Here is a 16,797-nt window from a genome sequence, read left to right as displayed (position 1 = left end):
TCGATCGCGTCGTCGAACGAGAAGCAGGGCAGCGGCAGCGCATCGGGAAAGGCTTCGCGCACCGCGACGTGCGAATTGGCGCCCGGCGCGCCCTGATACGCGACCGCGCGCGCCGGCGCAGCCTCGGCCTCGGCAAGCATGCGGGCGACGATCGGGCGGGCGGGGGCGGCGAAATTCTCCATGGGCGGCGGGGCTAGCCTCCGTAGAACTCCGCCGCAAGTCCGCTTGCCTTCGGGCGCGGGCGCGCTCTAAAGATGAACCAAAGCACAGGTGGGAGCGGATGAATGCAGGATCGCTTCAATACGATCGCGGGTTGGGCGCTGGCGGGTGGTATCGCCGCCCTGGGACTTTCGATCGCGAGCGCGAAGTATTTCCATTCCGAAAAGCCTGAACGCCCCGGCTATGTCGTCGAGGCGGTAGAAGATGCCGCCGGCGGCGCCGCGGCGGCCGAGCCGCTGCCGGTGCGCCTCGCCAAGGGCGACCTCGCCAAGGGTGAGAGCGGCTTCAAGCAGTGCGCTTCGTGCCACACCATCGCGCAGGGCGGCGCCAACGGCATCGGCCCGAACCTGTACGCCACGCTGGGCGAGGGCATCGCGCAGGGCAAGGGCGGCTATGCCTTCTCCGACGCGCTGAAGGGCGTGGGCGGCAGCTGGGACCTGGACAAGATGGATGCCTGGCTCAGCAACCCGCGCAAGTTCGCACCGGGCACCAAGATGACCTTCGCCGGCATCTCGGACCCGCAGCTCCGTGCCGACGTGATCCTCTACCTCAACAAGCAGGGCTCGAACCTGCCGCTGCCGGCGGCCCCCGCCGCGGGCTCCGAGCCGGACAATGCCGGCGTGCAGAGCAACAGCGCGGCCGAAGGCGCCGACGTGTCGGTGAACGTCCAGCAGGCGACGCCGGGCGAAGGCACCCCCGCCAAGGACCCGCAGGCGGCGGTGCAGGCCGAGAAGAAGAAGTAGAGGCGCAATTCCCCTCCCGCCCGCGGCAGGGGGATCAGGCCTGCAGATCATACGCCTTCAGCAGGTCGTACAGTGTCGGACGGCTGATTCCCAGCAGCCGTGCCGCGGCGGAGACGTTGCCGTCGCTCCGCGCCAGCGCGTGCCGGATCGCCTGGCGGTCGGCCGCCTCGCGCACCGCGCGCAGGTTGATCGCCGCCGCGTCGCCGGGCGCGAGGTCGAGATCCTCGGCATGCACCATCTTGCCCTCGGCCATGATCACCGCGCGCTTGATGCGGTTCTCCAGCTCGCGGACGTTGCCCGGCCAGCCCCAGCCGTCGATCGCCGCCAGCGCATCGGGGGCGAAGCTCTTGGCGCCTGTGCGCATCTGCTCGGCATATAAAGCGAGGAAGTGCCGCGCGAGCAGCCCGGCATCGCCCGGTCGTTCGGCGAGCGAGGGGATGCGCACCACGATTTCGGCGAGGCGGTAGTAGAGATCCTCGCGGAACCGCCCTTCCGAGACCATCGCGTCGAGGTCGCGGTGGGTGGCGCAGACGATCCGCGTATCGACCGGGATGGCTTTCCGCCCGCCGATCCGTTCGATCACCCGCTCCTGCAGGAAGCGCAGCAGCTTGACCTGCAGCGGCAGCGGGATGTCGCCGACTTCGTCGAGGAACAGCGTGCCGCTTTGCGCCAGCTCGATCTTGCCTTCCGTGGTCTTCACCGCGCCGGTGAACGCGCCCTTCTCATGGCCGAACAGCTCGGATTCAAGCAAGGTCTCGGGAATCGCCGCGCAGTTGATCGCGACGAAGCTGCCTCTGCTGCGCGGGCTCGATTCGTGCAGGCCGCGGGCGAGCAGCTCCTTGCCGGTGCCGCTGGCGCCGAGCAGCATCACCGAGACGTCGGCGCCCGCCACCCGCTCGATCGTGCGGGTGACCTTCAGCATCTCGGGCGCGGCGGTGATCATGCCCCCCAGCACGGCCTTGGCCTCGGCGCGCTCGGCGAGCCGGCGATTCTCCGCCTCCAGCGCATGAACGTGGAAGGCACGGGCGACGATCAGCCCCAGCGCATCGATGTCGATCGGCTTCTGGTAGAAGTCCCAGGCGCCCAGCTCGATCGCGCGGCGCATCGACTCGCGTGCGAAATGGCCGGAGGCGACGATCACCTTGGTCGCGGGCGCGAGCTTGAGGATCGCCTCGAGCGTTGCAAAGCCTTCGCTGGTACCGTCCGGATCGGGCGGCAGGCCCAGGTCGAGCGTGACCACCGGCGGCTCCTCGGCGCGCAGCATCGTGATCGCTTCCTCGCGCGTCGTCGCGGCAAGGATCGTATAGCCCTCATAGGCCCAGCGCAGCTGGCGCTGGAGGCCGGCATCGTCCTCGACGATCAAGAGCTTGGGCAACGCCTCGCTCATGCCGCCTGCTCCACCGGGGGAACGGCGCGCAGCACCACCCGGAAACGCGTGCCCTGGCCCTCGCGCGAATTCACCTCGATGCGCCCGTCCATGCCCTGGGCCAGCTGCTGCGCCTCGAAGGTGCCGAGACCGAAGCCGCCCGGCTTGGAAGAGGTGAACGGCTTGAACAGGCGGTTGCGGACGAAGCCGGGCGACATGCCGCAGCCGCGATCGATCACGTCGATGATGGCGGATTCCTTGTCGGTGGCGAGCGCGAGCGTCACCGGCGCTTCCGCCGGGCTCGCTTCGATGGCGTTCTGGATCAGGTGGACGAGCAGCTGCTCGAGCGCACCCGGCTCGGCAAGCGCCACCATCGGCTCGGCACCGGACACCAGCTTTACCTGCGCCGGCTGGCGGGCTGCGAGACGCTCGACCAGCGGCAACAGCGGCGTGGGCCGTGGCGGCTCGCTGCGACTGCGATGATGCTGGCCCAGCCGGGCGAGCAGCGCGTTCAGCCGGTCCGACGAGTCGCGCAGCGTCGCGATCATGTCGGCGCGGAATGCCGGGTTGTCGGCGTGGCGCTCGGCGTTGCGCGCAGTCAGCGCGAGCTGGCTGACCAGGTTCTTGATGTCGTGGAGCAGGAAGGCGAATCGGCGGTTGAACTCGTCGAAGCGCTGCGCCTCGGCCAGCGCTTCCTGGGCACGTGCCTCGGCAAGATAGCTTGCCACCTGCCGGCCGGCGGCCTTGAGCAGGTCGAAATCCTCCCAGTCCAGTCGCCGCGCCAGGATCGGGCGGCCCAGCAGGATGGCGCCGACCAGGGTGCCGCGGTGGAGCAGCGGCACCACCACCCAGGCGGCGGGCGTGTCGCGCATCCAGGCCGGCGTGGCCCCGGCATCGGCGGCATCGGCCTGGTCCTGCCGCACGGCATCCACTTCGATGATCCGCCCGGTGGTCTCCAGATGCGTCGCCAGCGCGGTATCGCCGGCCAGCGGCAGCACGGCACGGTCCCAATGCCAGCCCGCCCCGGCCACGAGGGCGCCGTCCTCCGCCACCAGCAGCAGTCCCGAGGGCGAGTCGGTGAGATCGGCCAGTGCGCGGACGATCCGCTGGTCGAGCGGCGCGGCACCCGGCGCGCCCAGCGTCTCGGTGAAGCGCAGCCATTCGGCGCGATAGTCATAGCGGTGCCGGAACAGGTGCTTGGCCAGCTTCACCTTCACCCAGCCGCGCAAGGCGCTGTTCGACACCAGGGTCAGGATCGCGGCGGTCGCGCCGAAGACGAAGGCGGTCTGGAGCAGCCGGGCCTGGCTGCCGCCCAGCGTCGCAAGCGCGCTGGTGGCGAGGGCGAGCAGCACGAAATAGGCGCCCACCGCGACCAGTGTCAGCGACTGGTAGGCGACGGTGCGAGACATGCGCACCCGCCAATCCCCGCGCCGCTGCAGCCCCAGCCCCATCGCCGCTGCCGCACAGACCAGCGCGGCCCCACGTGCGACGAGCAGCAGGCCGGTGAGCGGCACCCCCAGATAGGCGAGGGTGAGGATGGCGAACTCGGTCAGCCAGAACCCGCCGAGCGCGGCCACTGTCCAGCGCAGCCCGCCGCCGGCAGTGTGGGCGAGCGCGGCATGGAGCGCCTGCACCATCACCAGCACCCCCACCGCGACCAGCAGGTGCAGCAGCAACGCCACCGATCCGGCGTCGGCGGCGACCGCGGACGGCTGCGCCGCGATCATGTCCAGCAGGGTCGCCGCGACGGTGACCAGGGCTACGACGCCATAGACCGTGCCCAGGGCGAGCGGCGGGCGCGGCTCGCCGGCGCGGCGGTGGAGCAGCAGCAGGAAGGCCAGCCAGGCGAACGTCCGCAAGGCTTCGGCAAGCCGGGTGACGACATCCTCCGCGCCGATCCCGGCGGTGGCGAGCGCCGCCAGCGCCGTCAGCGCCAGTGCCGCGGCCAGCGCCCGGCGGGGCAACGTGGTGCCGCCGGTGCGCAGCGCCGCGAAGGGCAGGAGCGCGAAGAGCAATGCCGCCAGGGCATGCAGCCACAGGCTCAGCGCCGCGGTGAGCATCAGCGCGCCCCGCTGGGGAACAGGATGACGCGCGCGGTCTGCAGCAGGATCAGCAGGTCGAGGAACGGCGAATAGTTCTTGGCGTAGAACAGGTCGTATTCGAGCTTCTGGCGTGCATCGTCGATCGAGGCGCCATAGGGGTAGTTGATCTGCGCCCAGCCGGTGATGCCGGGCTTCACCATGTGCCGCTCGGCATAATAGGGCAGGACCTGTTCGAGATCCTCGACGAAGCTGGGGCGTTCAGGGCGGGGGCCGACAAAGCTCATCTCCCCTTTCAGCACGCTCCAGCATTGCGGTAGCTCGTCGACGCGGATCTTGCGGATGATGCGGCCGACGCGGGTGATGCGCGGATCGTCCTTCTCTGCCCACACCGCTTCGCCGGGAGCCTCGGCATCCTGGCGCATCGAGCGGAGCTTGAGCACATCGAACGCCTGGCCGTACAGGCCGACGCGCTGCTGGCGGTACAGGGCGGGGCCGCGGCTCTCCAGCCTGATCAGCACCGCGGTCACGAGTACCAGCGGGAAGGCGAGCACCAGCAGGGCCAGGCTGGCGAGAATGTCGAACAGGCGCTTGAACAGGCCCGACATCCGCCGCCCGGAGGAAAAGCCGTCGGAGAAGATCAGCCAGCTGGGGTTGACGCTGTCGAGGTCGACGCGCCCCGTAACGCGTTCCAGGAAGGTCGAGAACTCGTTGACATGGACGCCGGTGGTCTTGATCCGCAGCAGGTCCTTCAGCGGCAGCGCGTTGCGGCGCTCCTCCAATGCCAGCACCACTTCGCTGGCGTTGAGCAGCACGACATGGTCGGCGAGATTGTAGATCGCGTCGCGGGCGATCGCCTCCGGGATCACGCGGTTGGCCTCGCTCATCGCGACATAGCCGACCACCGCGAAGCTGGCGCCGGGCGCGCGGGAGAGCTGCTTCAGCCGCGCCGCGCGGGGCCCTGCGCCGAGCACGACGATGCGGCGCTTGAACGCCTGGCTGCCCAGCGTCTTGCCCAGCAGCACGCGCATCATCAGCAGCAGCACGAAGGCGGTGATCGCGGCATAGAGCAGGTTGGAGCGCCAGAAGCCGATCGGCGGCAGCAGGAAATAGAGGACGCTGAGGCCCAGCACGCCCATCCCGATGGAGACGAGCAGCCGCACCAGGGCCTGGCGGAGCGACTGGAGCGCCTCGGCACCATAGATGCCCAGCGCGACCAGTGCCGTTTCGAGGACCAGCGTGAAGCTGGCCAGCTGCGGTACCCGTTCATGAATGGGGCCCACGTCGAGTCCTGCCTGGTGCGCCCGCAGCTGCCAGCCCAGCTCGCCCGCGGTGACGAGCAGGATTACGTCCAGCAGACCGAGCAGCAGCACGGTGTTCGGAACATAATGCTTGAACAGGCGGATCATGGCGCGACCTAGATACCGCAGAAGGGTAAACGAAACCGATTGCGACGGCGTGCGAGCCGTTTCGCCGCCAGCAAATTTCTCCTGGCCGTAACAAAATTGCCGGCTGCTTGTTTCAGACGGGCTTTTCTAGCAATTGCTTGCAGGTACAAACGAAGGAGCTTCATCGAATGTCGGACTCGAAGCCGATCACGCCCGTCATCCTATCGGGTGGGTCGGGAACGCGCCTTTGGCCCATGTCACGGCCCGAACGGCCGAAGCAGCTGCTGTCGCTTACTGCCGAAGAGACCATGCTCCAGTTGACCGTGCGCCGCGCGTCGGGAGAACGATTCACCGATCCGATCATCGTCGCCAACGCCTTCCACGCCGAACTGGTCGAGGAGCAGCTTGGCGGTGTCGGCATCGGGCTGAAGGCGCTGATCCTCGAGCCTATCGGCCGCAACACCGCGCCCGCGATCGCGCTGGCGGCGATGGCGGCCGGGGGTGGCAGCGAGCCCATTCTGGTGATGCCGTCCGACCATGTGATTTCCGACGTGGCCGCCTTCCATGCGGCGATCGACCTGGCGCTGCCGCTGGTCAACGAAGGCTGGCTGGTTACCTTCGGCATCACCCCCGACACGCCCGAGACCGGTTATGGCTGGATCAAGATCGGCGAGGAGGAACTCGCGCCCGGCGTCCACCGCGTCGACCGATTCGTCGAGAAGCCGCCGCGCGACCGGGCCGAGGCGATGCTCGCTTCCGGCGACCACGCTTGGAACGGCGGCATCTTCCTGTTCCGTGCCGACATGTATCTCGGCACGCTCAGTGTGTTCGCGCCCGAAATGCTGGTCGCTGCGCAGCAGGCGATGGACAAGGCCCGCCGCGAGGGCTCGCGGATCTTTCCCGATGCGGAGAGCTTCGCCGCCTGCCCGTCCGATTCGATCGACTATGCGGTGATGGAAAAGGCGCCGCGCGTCGCAGTCGTGCCCGTGGCGATGGGCTGGAGCGATGTCGGCAGCTGGGATGCGCTGCACGCGATCAGCAATCCCGATGCGGGTGGCAACGTGGTGCGCGGTGACGTGGTGGCGATCGAGGCAACCAACTGCCTGGTGCAGAGCGAGCCCGGCAAGCGCGTGGCGCTGGTTGGCGTGCAGGACCTGATCGTCGTCGTCTCGGGCGCCGACGTGCTGGTGCTGCCGCGCGGCCGCAGCCAGGAAGTGAAGAAGCTGATCGATGCGATGAAGGACTGAAGCTGCTCATGAAGGCTGCCGCCGGTCCACCGGACCGGCGGCGCTGCGACAGAATCAGCCGCTGAAACGCACGCGCACGGTGATGTTCCGCCGCCGGCGCACGACGGTGCCGAGCGCGCCGAAGCCGATCAGCAGCATCGCCCAACTCGTCGGTTCGGGAACGCCCGAGATGGTGAGGCTGTAACCGGCGTCGAGAGCGAACGTGCCCAGCTTGAAGGTCGGCGCTGCCTCGGTGCCGGTGTAGAGCGGCAAACCGGTGCCAAACACGCTCGGTCCGACGCTGTTGTTGAACAGCCCGAAGTTGTTAAGATAACTCGCGCTGCCAAAGCCGAGATCGAAAGTAGCGGCCTGGTTGTCGACGGTACCGCTCACGCTGTTGAAAACGAAAAAGCTACCCGGAATGGAAATGTCAGGCGTTGGCGAAGAGTCGAGGACAAAGCGGATCGTCTCACTCCCCGTGACGACGAACTGATACGGCGTAGCGCACGCCGATCCGGCCGCGACAAGTGCGGCTATGCAGCAGGCGGCGAAGTAGGTCTTTCCTTTCATGGATCCTCCACTGGTTTCTGTTTTGCCAGAAGTCAGACGCGGTACGAGCGTGTTGCGGAGGGATCGTACCAGCGCATCCGCGATACATGCAAGAATACGCATATGGGAAGGTTGCGCCGAATTGGCGGTTTTCGCCGTCGCCGGGCCCTAGCGCCCGGTGCGATAGGCGGGCAGGCCCCATTTCCACACCATCGCCGCGGCGCGCAGCGCGAAGCCCGCCGCAGCCGATGCGAGGCCCGCGACATAGGGCGGCAGGCCCAGCAGGCTGAGCAGCACATAGAGCGACGCGGTGAGCGCCGCCGCAGTCACATAGAGTTCGGGCCGCATCAGGATCGACGGCTCGCCCGCCAGCACGTCGCGGATAATGCCGCCGACGCACGCCGTCACCACGCCCATCACCGCCGCCGGCACCGGCGGGATGCCGTAGCCGAGCGACTTGGCCGCGCCGAATGCGGCATAGGCGGCCAGCCCCAGTGCATCGAGCCAGGCGAAGGTGCGGTCGCTCCACCAATGCTGCGGCGTGATCCACACGATCGCCGACATGCCCAGGCACAGCGACGCCACCGAGGCATCATGCACCCAGAAGACCGGCGCGCCGATCAGCAGATCGCGCACGGTGCCGCCGCCCACCCCGGTGATCAGCGCGAAGAAGGTGGCGGTGACGATGGTCTGCTGGTGGCGGGTGGCGGCGAGCGCACCGGTCGCCGCGAACACCGCGATGCCGAACAGGTCGAGCCACGGCAGGATGGGACCGATCTGGGCGGCGACCGAACTGTTCATCGCCTCGCTTTGCCGCGCGGCGGAGCTCCAAGTCAAACGCAGACCCTTGGCGAGTCGCGCCTGCTTGGGGCAGAGAGGGCACATGCAACGTACCGAGTCTCCGCTGATCGCCCTTGCGATCCTTCTGGCGGCGCTCGCCGGCTTCGTCGATGCGCTCGCCTTCACCAGCCTGGGGGGCTTCTTCGCCTCGTTCATGAGCGGCAATTCGACGCGGCTGGGCGTCGGCCTGGGCAGCGGCTCCCTGCACGATGCGGCGATCGCGGCGTCGCTGGTGATGAGCTTCGTCGCCGGCGTGATCCTGTCCAGCGTGATCGGGCGCGCGCGGCCGCATCGGCACCAGCCGGTGGTGATGGCGGCGGTAACGCTGCTGCTGGCCCTCGCCGCCATCGTCGCGATGCTGATGCCCGGGCCCGTCGTGCTGCTGCTGCTTGCCGCCGCGATGGGGACCGAGAACGGCGTGTTCCAGCGGGACGGCGAAGTCACGATCGGGCTGACCTACATGACCGGGTCGCTGGTCAAGATGGGGCAGAAGCTGGCCGGGGCGCTGATGGGCGATGCCGATCGGTTCGGCTGGCTGCGCTATCTGGCGCTGTGGCTCGGCTTCGTCAGCGGGGTGGTGATCGGTGCCGAAAGCCAGTTCCGCTGGGGCTGGAGCGCGCTGTGGCTGGCGCCGCTCTTCGCGGCCGTGCTGACCTTGCTGCTCGCCAGCATGACCCGGCCGCGCGGGCGGCCCGACCTTACGCTGGTGCGCTGACGGCTTCGCCGGGCACCAGGCCGGCCAGTGCCTGCAGCGCCGCGACATGGCGCTCGAACGCCGCCCGGCCGGCGCGGGTGGCCGAGGCCCAGGTTCGCTGCCGGCCGTTCGCCGCCGCCTTGCGCAGCTTGACGTAGCCGGGATCGGCCAGCGCCGAGAGATGCTTCGACAGCACCGAGTCGCTCACCTTGGTGAGGTCACGCAGCGTGGCGAACTCGGCTTCCTGCACATTGGTCAGCACCGCCATGATCTGCAGCCGGGTGGGCGGGTGGATCACTGCATCGAATTCGGGCGCACTCACAGGCTCGCCTCGAGCTCGCGGACGAACACGCGCTGCCAGACATGGCTCATATAGGTGGCGAGGCCGAAGGTCGCCGCGCCGAGCAGCAGCGACGGCCAGATTTCCTGCCTGGCGAAGACGAAATAGACGCTGGCGCCGTAGAGCGCGAGGATCATCGGCAGGAAGGCGGCGATCACGCGACGGGTGCGGCCGCGGCGATAGCCGTTGATGAACATGCCGAGCCGGCGACGGTCCCAGCGGAGGACCAGCACCAGCCCGATGACGAGCGGCGCCATGGCGAGCAGTTGGTAGGGCGCGGCAGCCGGTGAGGCGACGAACCCCGCCTCCAGTGCGGCGAAGGCGAAGTGCCGTGCGGGCGGGCAATGCGCAATCCGGGCGAGCTGCGCGCGGCTGGCGTGGATCTGTGCCAGGGCTTCCTGGGCTTCGGCGACGGTGGACATGGTAATTCTCCCTTTCCGATGTGGAAAGAGATAGCATGTTTTTCCGGTTCGGAAAGTGAAAACTTTCCGGATTGGAAAATCAGCGAAACGCCCAGCGCAACGTCTCCGCCACGCCGCGGGTGCCCAGGCGCACCGCCGGGGCGGCCAGCGGCGGGGTGGAAAGCCGGTGCATCTGGCGGGCCCAGCCGGGCAGCAGGTCGATCGCGGCGGCGAAGGTCATCGCCTGGAAGGGCCTGGTCGCCAGGTTTGGCGCGGGTTGTTCGAGCAGCAGCCGGGCGACCTCGCGGGTCCGCGCGTCGAAGCGAAGTTCGCCGCGCATCGTGGCGATCAGCGCCTGCGCCTCGGCGCGACTGTGCGGCACCGGATCGGCGCCCAGCGCCTCCGCCACCTGCGCGAACTCGGCGAAATAGCGGTCCTGATCGGCCTGCGACATGCCGGGCTCGGCATAGCGGATCCATCCGTCCAGAAAGCTCACCGCTTCCGTGACATGTACCCAGGCGAGCAGCCGGGGATCGTCCGCGGCGTACGGCGTGCCGTCGGGCAGGGTGCCGCGGACATGGTGGTGGATGCCGCGCACCCGCGCGATCGCCGCCTCGGCCTCGTCGCGCGACGCATAGCTGGTCAGCGCGATGAAGCGCGCGGTGCGGCGGAGGCGGCCGAGCATGTCGTGGCGGAACTTCGAATGGTCCCACACGCCGGCCAGCACCGCCGGATGGAGCATCTGCAGCAACAGCGCAGCGACGCCCCCGACCATCATGGTGGTGACGTCGCCGTGGACCCGCCAGATCACCGAATCGGGCGCGAACAGGCCATCCGCGCTGCGTTCGACCGGCTTCTCGCCGCGCGCGGCATCGTTGAAAACCGCACGTACCTGGCCGATCATTGCGCGTCGTACGCTGTGGGTTGCAAATGCAACTAAATCCATGCCCTTAAGCTAGGGAGTCTGGTAGCGCGAACAAGTTGACCGCGTTCGCTTTGCAGTGCAGCAAATGCCGCCATGGCCAGCATCGCAATCACCAACAACCCCGATATCCGCTTTCTTGGGCGGCTGCTGGGCGACGTCATTCGTGCCTATGGCGGCGAGGAATTGTTCAAGCGGATCGAGTATATCCGCGCCACCTCGGTCGACCGGCATCGCGGCGTGGCGGGGGCCGGCGCGATCGATTCGGGGCTGGACCGGCTGAGCCTCGACGAGACGCTCGATTTCGTCCGCGGCTTCATGCAGTTCTCGATGCTCGCCAATCTTGCCGAGGATCGCCAGGGCGTGGCGACCGAGAAGGACGCCGATGTCGCCGCCGCGCTGAAGCGCCTCGCCCAGGCGGGCATCGGCCGCGAACCGGTAATGGCGCTGCTCGAACATGCGCTGGTCAGCCCGGTGCTCACCGCGCACCCCACCGAGGTGCGGCGCAAGTCGATGATCGACCACAAGAACCGCATCGCCGAACTGATGCGGCTGCGCGACCAGGGCGTGACCGAGACGCCGGACGGCGACCAGGTGGAAGAGGCGATCCTCCGCCAGATCGCGCTGCTCTGGCAGACACGTGTCCTGCGCCGCGAGAAGCTGGGCGTGCCGGACGAGGTCGAGACCGCGCTTTCCTATTTCCGCGACGTGTTCCTGCCGGTGCTGCCCGCGCTCTACGCCCGCTGGGATCGCGCGCTGGGCGACCGCGCGCCGAGCTTCCTGCGGCCCGGCAGCTGGATCGGCGGCGATCGCGACGGCAATCCCTTCGTCACCGCCGATTCGATGCGCTTCGCGCTTGCCCGCGCGGCGGAGACGGTGCTCGACCACTATCTGGAATCAGTCCACGCGCTCGGCGCCGAACTGTCGATCTCGACCGAGCATACGGACGTACCCGAGGCGGTGCTCAAGCTTGCCGAAGCGAGCGGCGACACCGGCACCAGCCGCAGCGACGAACCCTATCGGCGCGCGCTGACCGGCATCTATGCGCGGCTTTCGGCGACGCATGAGAAGCTGATCGGCAAGCGTCCGGGCCGCCCCTCGCCGATTCCGGCGGCGCCGTACGGCCACCCCGCCGAGTTCCGCGAGGATCTGGTCGCGATCGCCCATGGCCTGGCCGATGGCGGACCGCTCGCCACCGGCGGCGCGCTCGGCCGGCTGATTCGCGCGGTGGAAACCTTCGGCTTCCATCTCGCCACGCTCGACATGCGCCAGAACAGCGCGATCCACGCGCGCGTGGTGGCGGAACTGCTCAAGTCGGCCGGTGTGTGTGACGACTATGCCGCGCTGGACGAGAATGCGCGCATTGCGCTGCTGCGCCGCGAGCTCGCCAATGTCCGGCCGTTGACCAGCCCCTATGCGGTGTATTCGGAGGAGACCGCGTCCGAGCTCGCCATCGTCCGCGAGGCGGCGGCGGCGCATGCGCGCTACGGCCGCGACTGCATCCGCCATTACATCGTCTCGATGGCGCAGTCGGTCTCCGACCTGCTCGAGGTCCACATCCTCCTCAAGGAAGCCGGGCTCTACGTGCCGGGCGACACGCCGCAGGCGCACATCATGGCGATCCCGCTGTTCGAAACGATCGCCGACCTCGAAGCCGCGCCGCCGATCATGGAAGCCTGGCTGGGCCTGCCCGAAGTCGCGGCGATCGCCGCGGCGCGCGGGCACCAGGAAGTGATGATCGGCTATTCCGATTCGAACAAGGACGGCGGCTATCTCACCTCGACCTGGCAGCTCAGCCGGGGCTCGACCGCGCTCAAGCCGGTGTTCGAGCAGGCGGGCGTGGCGATGCAGCTGTTCCACGGCCGCGGCGGGGCGGTCGGGCGCGGCGGCGGTTCCAGCTTCTCGGCGATTCTCGCCCAGCCGCCGGGCACGGTGCAGGGCCGCATCCGCATCACCGAACAGGGCGAGGTGATCGCCGCCAAATATGGCAGCCTCGAAAGCGCGATGACCAATCTGGAGGCGATGGCCTCGGCCACGCTGCTCGCCAGCCTGGAGCCCGAACAGCTCGCGCCCGCCGATGCCGATCGCTTCGCCGCCGCGATGGACCAGCTCTCGGACAGCGCCTTCCGCGCCTATCGCGGGCTGGTCTACGAGACGCCGGGCTTCACCACCTTCTTCCGCCAGATGACGCCGATCGCCGAGATCGCCGGCCTCAAGATCGGCTCGCGCCCGGCCAGCCGCAAGAAGAGCGACGCGATCGAGGATCTGCGCGCGATTCCCTGGGTGTTCAGCTGGGCGCAGGCGCGCGTGATGCTGCCGGGCTGGTACGGCGTCGGCGCGGCGCTGGAGGCGTTCGAGGACAAGGGCCTGCTGCGCGAGATGGCCAGCGCCTGGCCGCTGTTCCGCGCGACGCTCGACAATATGGAGCAGGTGCTCGCCAAGTCCGACATGGGCATCGCCGAACATTATGCGGCGCTGGTCGAGGACGCCGAGCTGCGACAGGGCATATTCGGCCGGATCCGGGACGGCTGGCAGCAGACCCATGACGGGTTGCTGCAGGTCACCCGCCAGACCCGGTTGCTGGAGAAGCACCCGCCGCTGGAAACCTCGATCCGGCTGCGCCTGCCCTATATCGAGCCGCTCAACCTGCTCCAGATCGAGCTGATGAAGCGGCACCGCGCCGGCGAGGACGATCCGCGGATCGGCGAGGGCATCCTGCTGTCGATCAACGCGATCGCCACGGCGCTGCGCAACAGCGGGTAGGGCCCGGAGCCCCGGTCTAACCCGGGGTTAACCATGTGGCCCTAGCGCTGGGGCATGGGACCGGGCCATCCTCGCCATGCCGCACGCGATTCGATTGTCGCGATCGGGTTGGCATTGCTGCTGGGGGTTGCCTGGACCGTGCGGGACCGCACGGCGCTCGCCGCGCTGCGCCTGCCCGATACCGACGACCTGATGCGGCTCCAGCAGATCCGCGACTGGCTGGCGGGCCAGCCCTTCGCCGATCTCGCCCAGCATCGGCTGGGGCCGGCGCCGGGGCTGGAGATGCACTGGTCGCGTCTCGCCGATCTCGTCCCCGCCGGGTTGATCCTGCTGCTGACGCCGCCGTTCGGTGCGCCGGCGGCGACGCTCGTCGCGGTGGTGGTGTCGCCGCTGCTGCTGTTCGCGGCGATGCTGTTGCTGGTCGCGGCCATCGCCCGGCAGCTGGGCGAATCGGGCGCGGTCGCCGCCATCCTCGCGGCGCTGGCGTTTCCCGCGATCACCCTGTTCGTGCCCGGCCGCATCGATCATCACGCGTTGCAGATCGTGCTGGTGCTGGCGCTCCTCCACGCCAGCTTGGGCGACGGCACGCTGCGGCGAGGCGCGGTGGCGGGGCTGGCGACCACGCTCTCGCTCGTCGTCGGCATGGAGACGGCGCCGCTGCTGGCGGCAGGCGGAGGCGCCCTCGCGCTCGCGTGGCGGCGCGATGCGCCCGGCGCGCAGGCGCGGATGGCGGGCTATGCGACGGTGCTGCTGCTGGCGCTGAGCGCGTCCGCATGTCTGTTTCGATCCAGCGGCTGGAGCGTCGCCGCCTGCGACGGGTTCACCGCGATCCTCTGGCGTGGTGCGATGCTGGCGGCGCTCGCGCCTGCCGCGATGGCCGTTGCGGGGTTCGCCACGCGATCGGTACGTCTGCGGACGGCGGTGCTGCTGGTTTCCGGCAGCCTTGCGCTGGGCGGTGCCGCGGCGCTCTCCCCCGCGTGTCTCCATCCCTATGGGCAGGTCGACCCGGTGCTGGCACGGCTGTGGCTGGCGCATGTCAACGAGGCGCAGTCGCTGGTCGCGCTGCCGATCGGCAAGGCGATGGCCGCGGCGGGCGTGGCGCTTGCCGGCCTGGCCGCCGGCATCGGGTTCGCCTGGCGGAGACGCACGGCGGCGGCGTGGACCGTGCTCGGCTTCCAGGCGACGGCGATGGCGGTCTGCCTGGTACAGGTACGCGCCGCACCGCTCGCCGCGCTGCTCGGCGTGCCGATGCTGGCGGCGATGATTCGCGCGGCGCGCACGCGGGGGCCGCTGCCGCTGCTGGCCGCCTGGATCGCTTCGGCCGGCATCGTGCACGCGGGCCTCGGCGCCGCACTGCTCCCCGCCATGCCGGTACAGGCGGGGTCCGGCTGTTCGGGCGCGGCCGCCGCCCGACGTCTCGTGGCCCTGCCGCCCGGCCTCGTCGCCGCGCCTGCGGATTTCGGGCCCACGCTGCTCACCACCACCCGGCACCGCGTTCTCGCCGGCCCCTATCACCGCAACACGCAAGGAAACCGTGCCATGTACGACCTGTTCCTCAGCCCGCCGATCCATGCGGAAGCCCTCGCACGGCGCTGGGGCGTCGACTATGTCGCGCTATGCCCGGACAGTTTCGCCGAGCTGGGCGACCTTGCCGTCGACCGGAACCGGCTGGTCGGCAGCCTGCGGGCAGGCGAGGTGCCGGCCTGGCTGCGGCCGGTGTCGCCCGCGGGCGTCGGCGCACGCGTCTTCACCCTCACCCAGCCCGAGCGGCGAACCGCCCAGTGAGCGATCCGCGCTGGTGGGAACGCCGCTGGTTCGCGCTGGCGGCGGTGCTGCTCAGCGCCGTGCCGCTGCTCTGGCCGGCGATCCCGCCGCTGACCGACCTGCCGGGCCATATCGGCCGCTTCCGGGTGATGCTGGACGGGAATGCTGGTCCGCTGGCTGCCTGGTATCGCTTCCGCTGGATGCTGGTCGGCAATCTCGGCGTCGACCTGGCGGTGCGGGCGCTGGCGCCCTGGGTGGGGCTGCTGCCGGCGGTGAAGCTGGCGGTGATCGCCACCGTGATGCTGATGACCGCGGGAATCCTGTGGATCGCGCAGGAGGTGCACGGGCGCATCCAGCCCTGGACGATCGCCGCGCTGCCGCTCGTCCACAGCTATGCCTTCCACTTCGGCTTCGTGAACTATCTGCTGGCCATGGCCCTGGCGCTCAACGCCTTCGCGCTGTGGCTGCGCCTGGGGCGGCAACGCCGGTTCCGCCTGCGGGCGGCGGTGTTCGTGCCGCTGTCGCTGGCGATCTGGCTGGCGCATGTCGTTGGCTGGGCAATGCTGGGCTTGTTCGTCTTCGCCGCCGAGCTGCGCGACTGGCGGAAGCTGCCCATCCGCCTGCTGCCGCTGGCGCCGCCGGCGGCGCTGCTGCTGCTGTGGCGCAGCGGATCGAGCGCCGGCCTGTCCGGCCCGTTCTTCGTGTGGAACATCAAGCTCGCCTGGCTGCTCTCGGTGCTGCGCGATCGTTGGCAGCCGCTGGACCTCCTCTCGGTCGCGCTGCTTTTCGGCCTGCTCTACCAGGGCTGGCGCGATCCGGCGACGCGGGTCGAGCCGCGGCTGCAGCGTGCCTTCCTGCTGGTGCTCGCCGCCTTCCTGTTGCTGCCGTTCATGCTGTTCCACTCGGCCTATGCCGACATGCGGCTGGTGCCGTTCCTCCTGCTCCTGGCGCTGCTCGCGCTGGAGGCGAAGCCGAGCCTCGGCGCCCGTCGGAAGGCCGTCATCGCCGGCATCGCGCTCGCCTTCCTCCTGGTTCGCACCGGCGCCACCACGGCGAGCCTGGCACTTTATGATCACGACTGGCGCCAGCGTCTCGCCGCGCTCGACCATCTCCCCCAGGGCGCCCGGCTGGTGAGCTTCGTCGGCGAGACCTGCGGCCAGCCCTGGAGGCACCGGCGCCTCAACCATCTGCCCGGGCTCGCCCTGGCCGAGCGGCGGGCCTTTTCCAACGATCAGTGGCCGCTGGCGGGCGGCTCCCCGCTCACCATCCACGCCCCGGCCGCGATGGCCGGGTTCGACAGCGATCCCGCGCAGATGGTGCTTGCCCGCCCCTGTCCGGTCGAGCCCGGATTCCGCACGCTGGAGGAGTCGCTGGCGGCACTGCCGCGCGATGCGTTCGACTATGTGTGGCTGATCCACCCTCCCGCCATCGCCCCGCGCGGCACCGCCGGCATGACCCGGATCTGGAGCAACGGCGAGGATGCGCTCTACAGGATCGACCATAAGCGCTTGTCGCCCGGGGCATCGCCGCACTAAAGCGGCGC

14 protein-coding genes and 1 pseudogene are annotated in these 16,797 nt (G+C 69.4%); 6 read left to right on the top strand and 9 right to left on the bottom strand.

Features of this window, described 5'->3' with window-relative positions:
* Nucleotides 1-182 (bottom strand): annotated as a pseudogene (locus tag SPI01S_RS12890) (prephenate dehydratase); the annotation flags it as partial.
* Nucleotides 183-284: 102 nt separating this feature from the next.
* Between SPI01S_RS12890 and SPI01S_RS12885 the strand changes: the two are divergent.
* Complete coding sequence (locus SPI01S_RS12885) at nucleotides 285-962, top strand: c-type cytochrome (protein WP_066722925.1); 678 nt, start codon at nucleotides 285-287, stop codon at nucleotides 960-962.
* 34 nt (nucleotides 963-996) lie between these two features.
* On the opposite strand, the gene prsR is transcribed toward SPI01S_RS12885, so the two are convergent.
* Genes prsR through SPI01S_RS12870 form a run of 3 tightly spaced genes read right to left on the bottom strand, consistent with a single transcriptional unit; the run spans nucleotide 997 to nucleotide 5,776 of the window.
* Complete coding sequence (prsR, locus tag SPI01S_RS12880; RefSeq protein ID WP_066722922.1) at nucleotides 997-2,349, bottom strand: PEP-CTERM-box response regulator transcription factor; 1,353 nt, start codon at nucleotides 2,347-2,349, stop codon at nucleotides 997-999.
* Nucleotides 2,346-4,388, bottom strand: coding sequence for an XrtA/PEP-CTERM system histidine kinase PrsK (gene prsK / locus SPI01S_RS12875; RefSeq protein WP_066722920.1), 2,043 nt, complete (start codon nucleotides 4,386-4,388; stop codon nucleotides 2,346-2,348). The genes prsR and prsK overlap by 4 nt, the downstream gene beginning before the upstream one ends.
* Nucleotides 4,388-5,776: a TIGR03013 family XrtA/PEP-CTERM system glycosyltransferase gene (locus SPI01S_RS12870; protein ID WP_066722917.1), complete on the bottom strand. Its 1,389-nt coding sequence runs from the start codon at nucleotides 5,774-5,776 to the stop codon at nucleotides 4,388-4,390. The genes prsK and SPI01S_RS12870 overlap by 1 nt, the downstream gene beginning before the upstream one ends.
* Before the next feature lie 167 nt (nucleotides 5,777-5,943).
* On the opposite strand from SPI01S_RS12870, the gene SPI01S_RS12865 reads away from it, so the two are divergent.
* Nucleotides 5,944-7,002 (top strand): mannose-1-phosphate guanylyltransferase/mannose-6-phosphate isomerase, encoded by a 1,059-nt coding sequence (locus SPI01S_RS12865; protein ID WP_174539105.1) that lies wholly within the window; start codon nucleotides 5,944-5,946, stop codon nucleotides 7,000-7,002.
* Nucleotides 7,003-7,056: 54 nt separating this feature from the next.
* Here SPI01S_RS12865 and SPI01S_RS21860 read toward each other — a convergent pair whose 3' ends face one another.
* Both SPI01S_RS21860 and SPI01S_RS12855 read right to left on the bottom strand, forming a co-directional pair.
* Nucleotides 7,057-7,551: a PEPxxWA-CTERM sorting domain-containing protein gene (locus tag SPI01S_RS21860; RefSeq protein ID WP_084253442.1), complete on the bottom strand. Its 495-nt coding sequence runs from the start codon at nucleotides 7,549-7,551 to the stop codon at nucleotides 7,057-7,059.
* Nucleotides 7,552-7,698: 147 nt separating this feature from the next.
* Nucleotides 7,699-8,331, bottom strand: a complete 633-nt coding sequence (locus SPI01S_RS12855) for a trimeric intracellular cation channel family protein (RefSeq protein WP_066722911.1) — start codon at nucleotides 8,329-8,331, stop codon at nucleotides 7,699-7,701.
* Between the two features lie 82 nt (nucleotides 8,332-8,413).
* Here SPI01S_RS12855 and SPI01S_RS12850 point away from each other — a divergent pair, with 82 nt between their 5' ends.
* Nucleotides 8,414-9,085 carry a YoaK family protein gene (locus SPI01S_RS12850; RefSeq protein WP_066722908.1) on the top strand — a complete coding sequence of 224 codons (672 nt, stop codon included), beginning with the start codon at nucleotides 8,414-8,416 and terminating at the stop codon, nucleotides 9,083-9,085.
* On the opposite strand, the gene SPI01S_RS12845 is transcribed toward SPI01S_RS12850, so the two are convergent.
* The 3 genes from SPI01S_RS12845 to SPI01S_RS12835 all read right to left on the bottom strand — a co-directional run bounded on the left by SPI01S_RS12845 (nucleotide 9,069) and on the right by SPI01S_RS12835 (nucleotide 10,709).
* The gene (locus SPI01S_RS12845; RefSeq protein ID WP_066722907.1) at nucleotides 9,069-9,386 is read right to left on the bottom strand and encodes a winged helix-turn-helix domain-containing protein; all 318 of its coding nucleotides are present in this window, start codon (nucleotides 9,384-9,386) and stop codon (nucleotides 9,069-9,071) included. The two genes, SPI01S_RS12850 and SPI01S_RS12845, sit on opposite strands and share 17 nt — an antisense overlap.
* Entirely contained in the window at nucleotides 9,383-9,826 is a 444-nt protein-coding gene (locus tag SPI01S_RS12840; RefSeq protein ID WP_066722905.1) for a hypothetical protein, read from the bottom strand. The genes SPI01S_RS12845 and SPI01S_RS12840 overlap by 4 nt, the downstream gene beginning before the upstream one ends.
* Before the next feature lie 79 nt (nucleotides 9,827-9,905).
* Entirely contained in the window at nucleotides 9,906-10,709 is an 804-nt protein-coding gene (locus SPI01S_RS12835; RefSeq protein ID WP_245653585.1) for an oxygenase MpaB family protein, read from the bottom strand.
* A 114-nt stretch (nucleotides 10,710-10,823) separates the two neighbouring features.
* Between SPI01S_RS12835 and ppc the strand changes: the two genes are divergently transcribed.
* From ppc to SPI01S_RS12820, 3 genes are read left to right on the top strand one after another with little or no spacing between them, the layout of a single operon-like run.
* Nucleotides 10,824-13,490: a phosphoenolpyruvate carboxylase gene (gene ppc / locus SPI01S_RS12830; protein WP_066722900.1), complete on the top strand. Its 2,667-nt coding sequence runs from the start codon at nucleotides 10,824-10,826 to the stop codon at nucleotides 13,488-13,490.
* 54 nt (nucleotides 13,491-13,544) lie between these two features.
* Nucleotides 13,545-15,275: a hypothetical protein gene (locus tag SPI01S_RS12825; RefSeq protein ID WP_066722898.1), complete on the top strand. Its 1,731-nt coding sequence runs from the start codon at nucleotides 13,545-13,547 to the stop codon at nucleotides 15,273-15,275.
* Nucleotides 15,272-16,789 carry a hypothetical protein gene (locus tag SPI01S_RS12820; RefSeq protein WP_084253441.1) on the top strand — a complete coding sequence of 506 codons (1,518 nt, stop codon included), beginning with the start codon at nucleotides 15,272-15,274 and terminating at the stop codon, nucleotides 16,787-16,789. The genes SPI01S_RS12825 and SPI01S_RS12820 overlap by 4 nt, the downstream gene beginning before the upstream one ends.
* Nucleotides 16,790-16,797 lie beyond the last annotated feature (8 nt).

Source organism: Sphingomonas pituitosa NBRC 102491 (genome assembly GCF_001598435.1).
Classification (GTDB): domain Bacteria; phylum Pseudomonadota; class Alphaproteobacteria; order Sphingomonadales; family Sphingomonadaceae; genus Sphingomonas; species Sphingomonas pituitosa.
The sequence above is the reverse complement of the archived record's forward strand: the minus strand, read 5'-3'. Positions and strand labels throughout refer to the sequence as shown.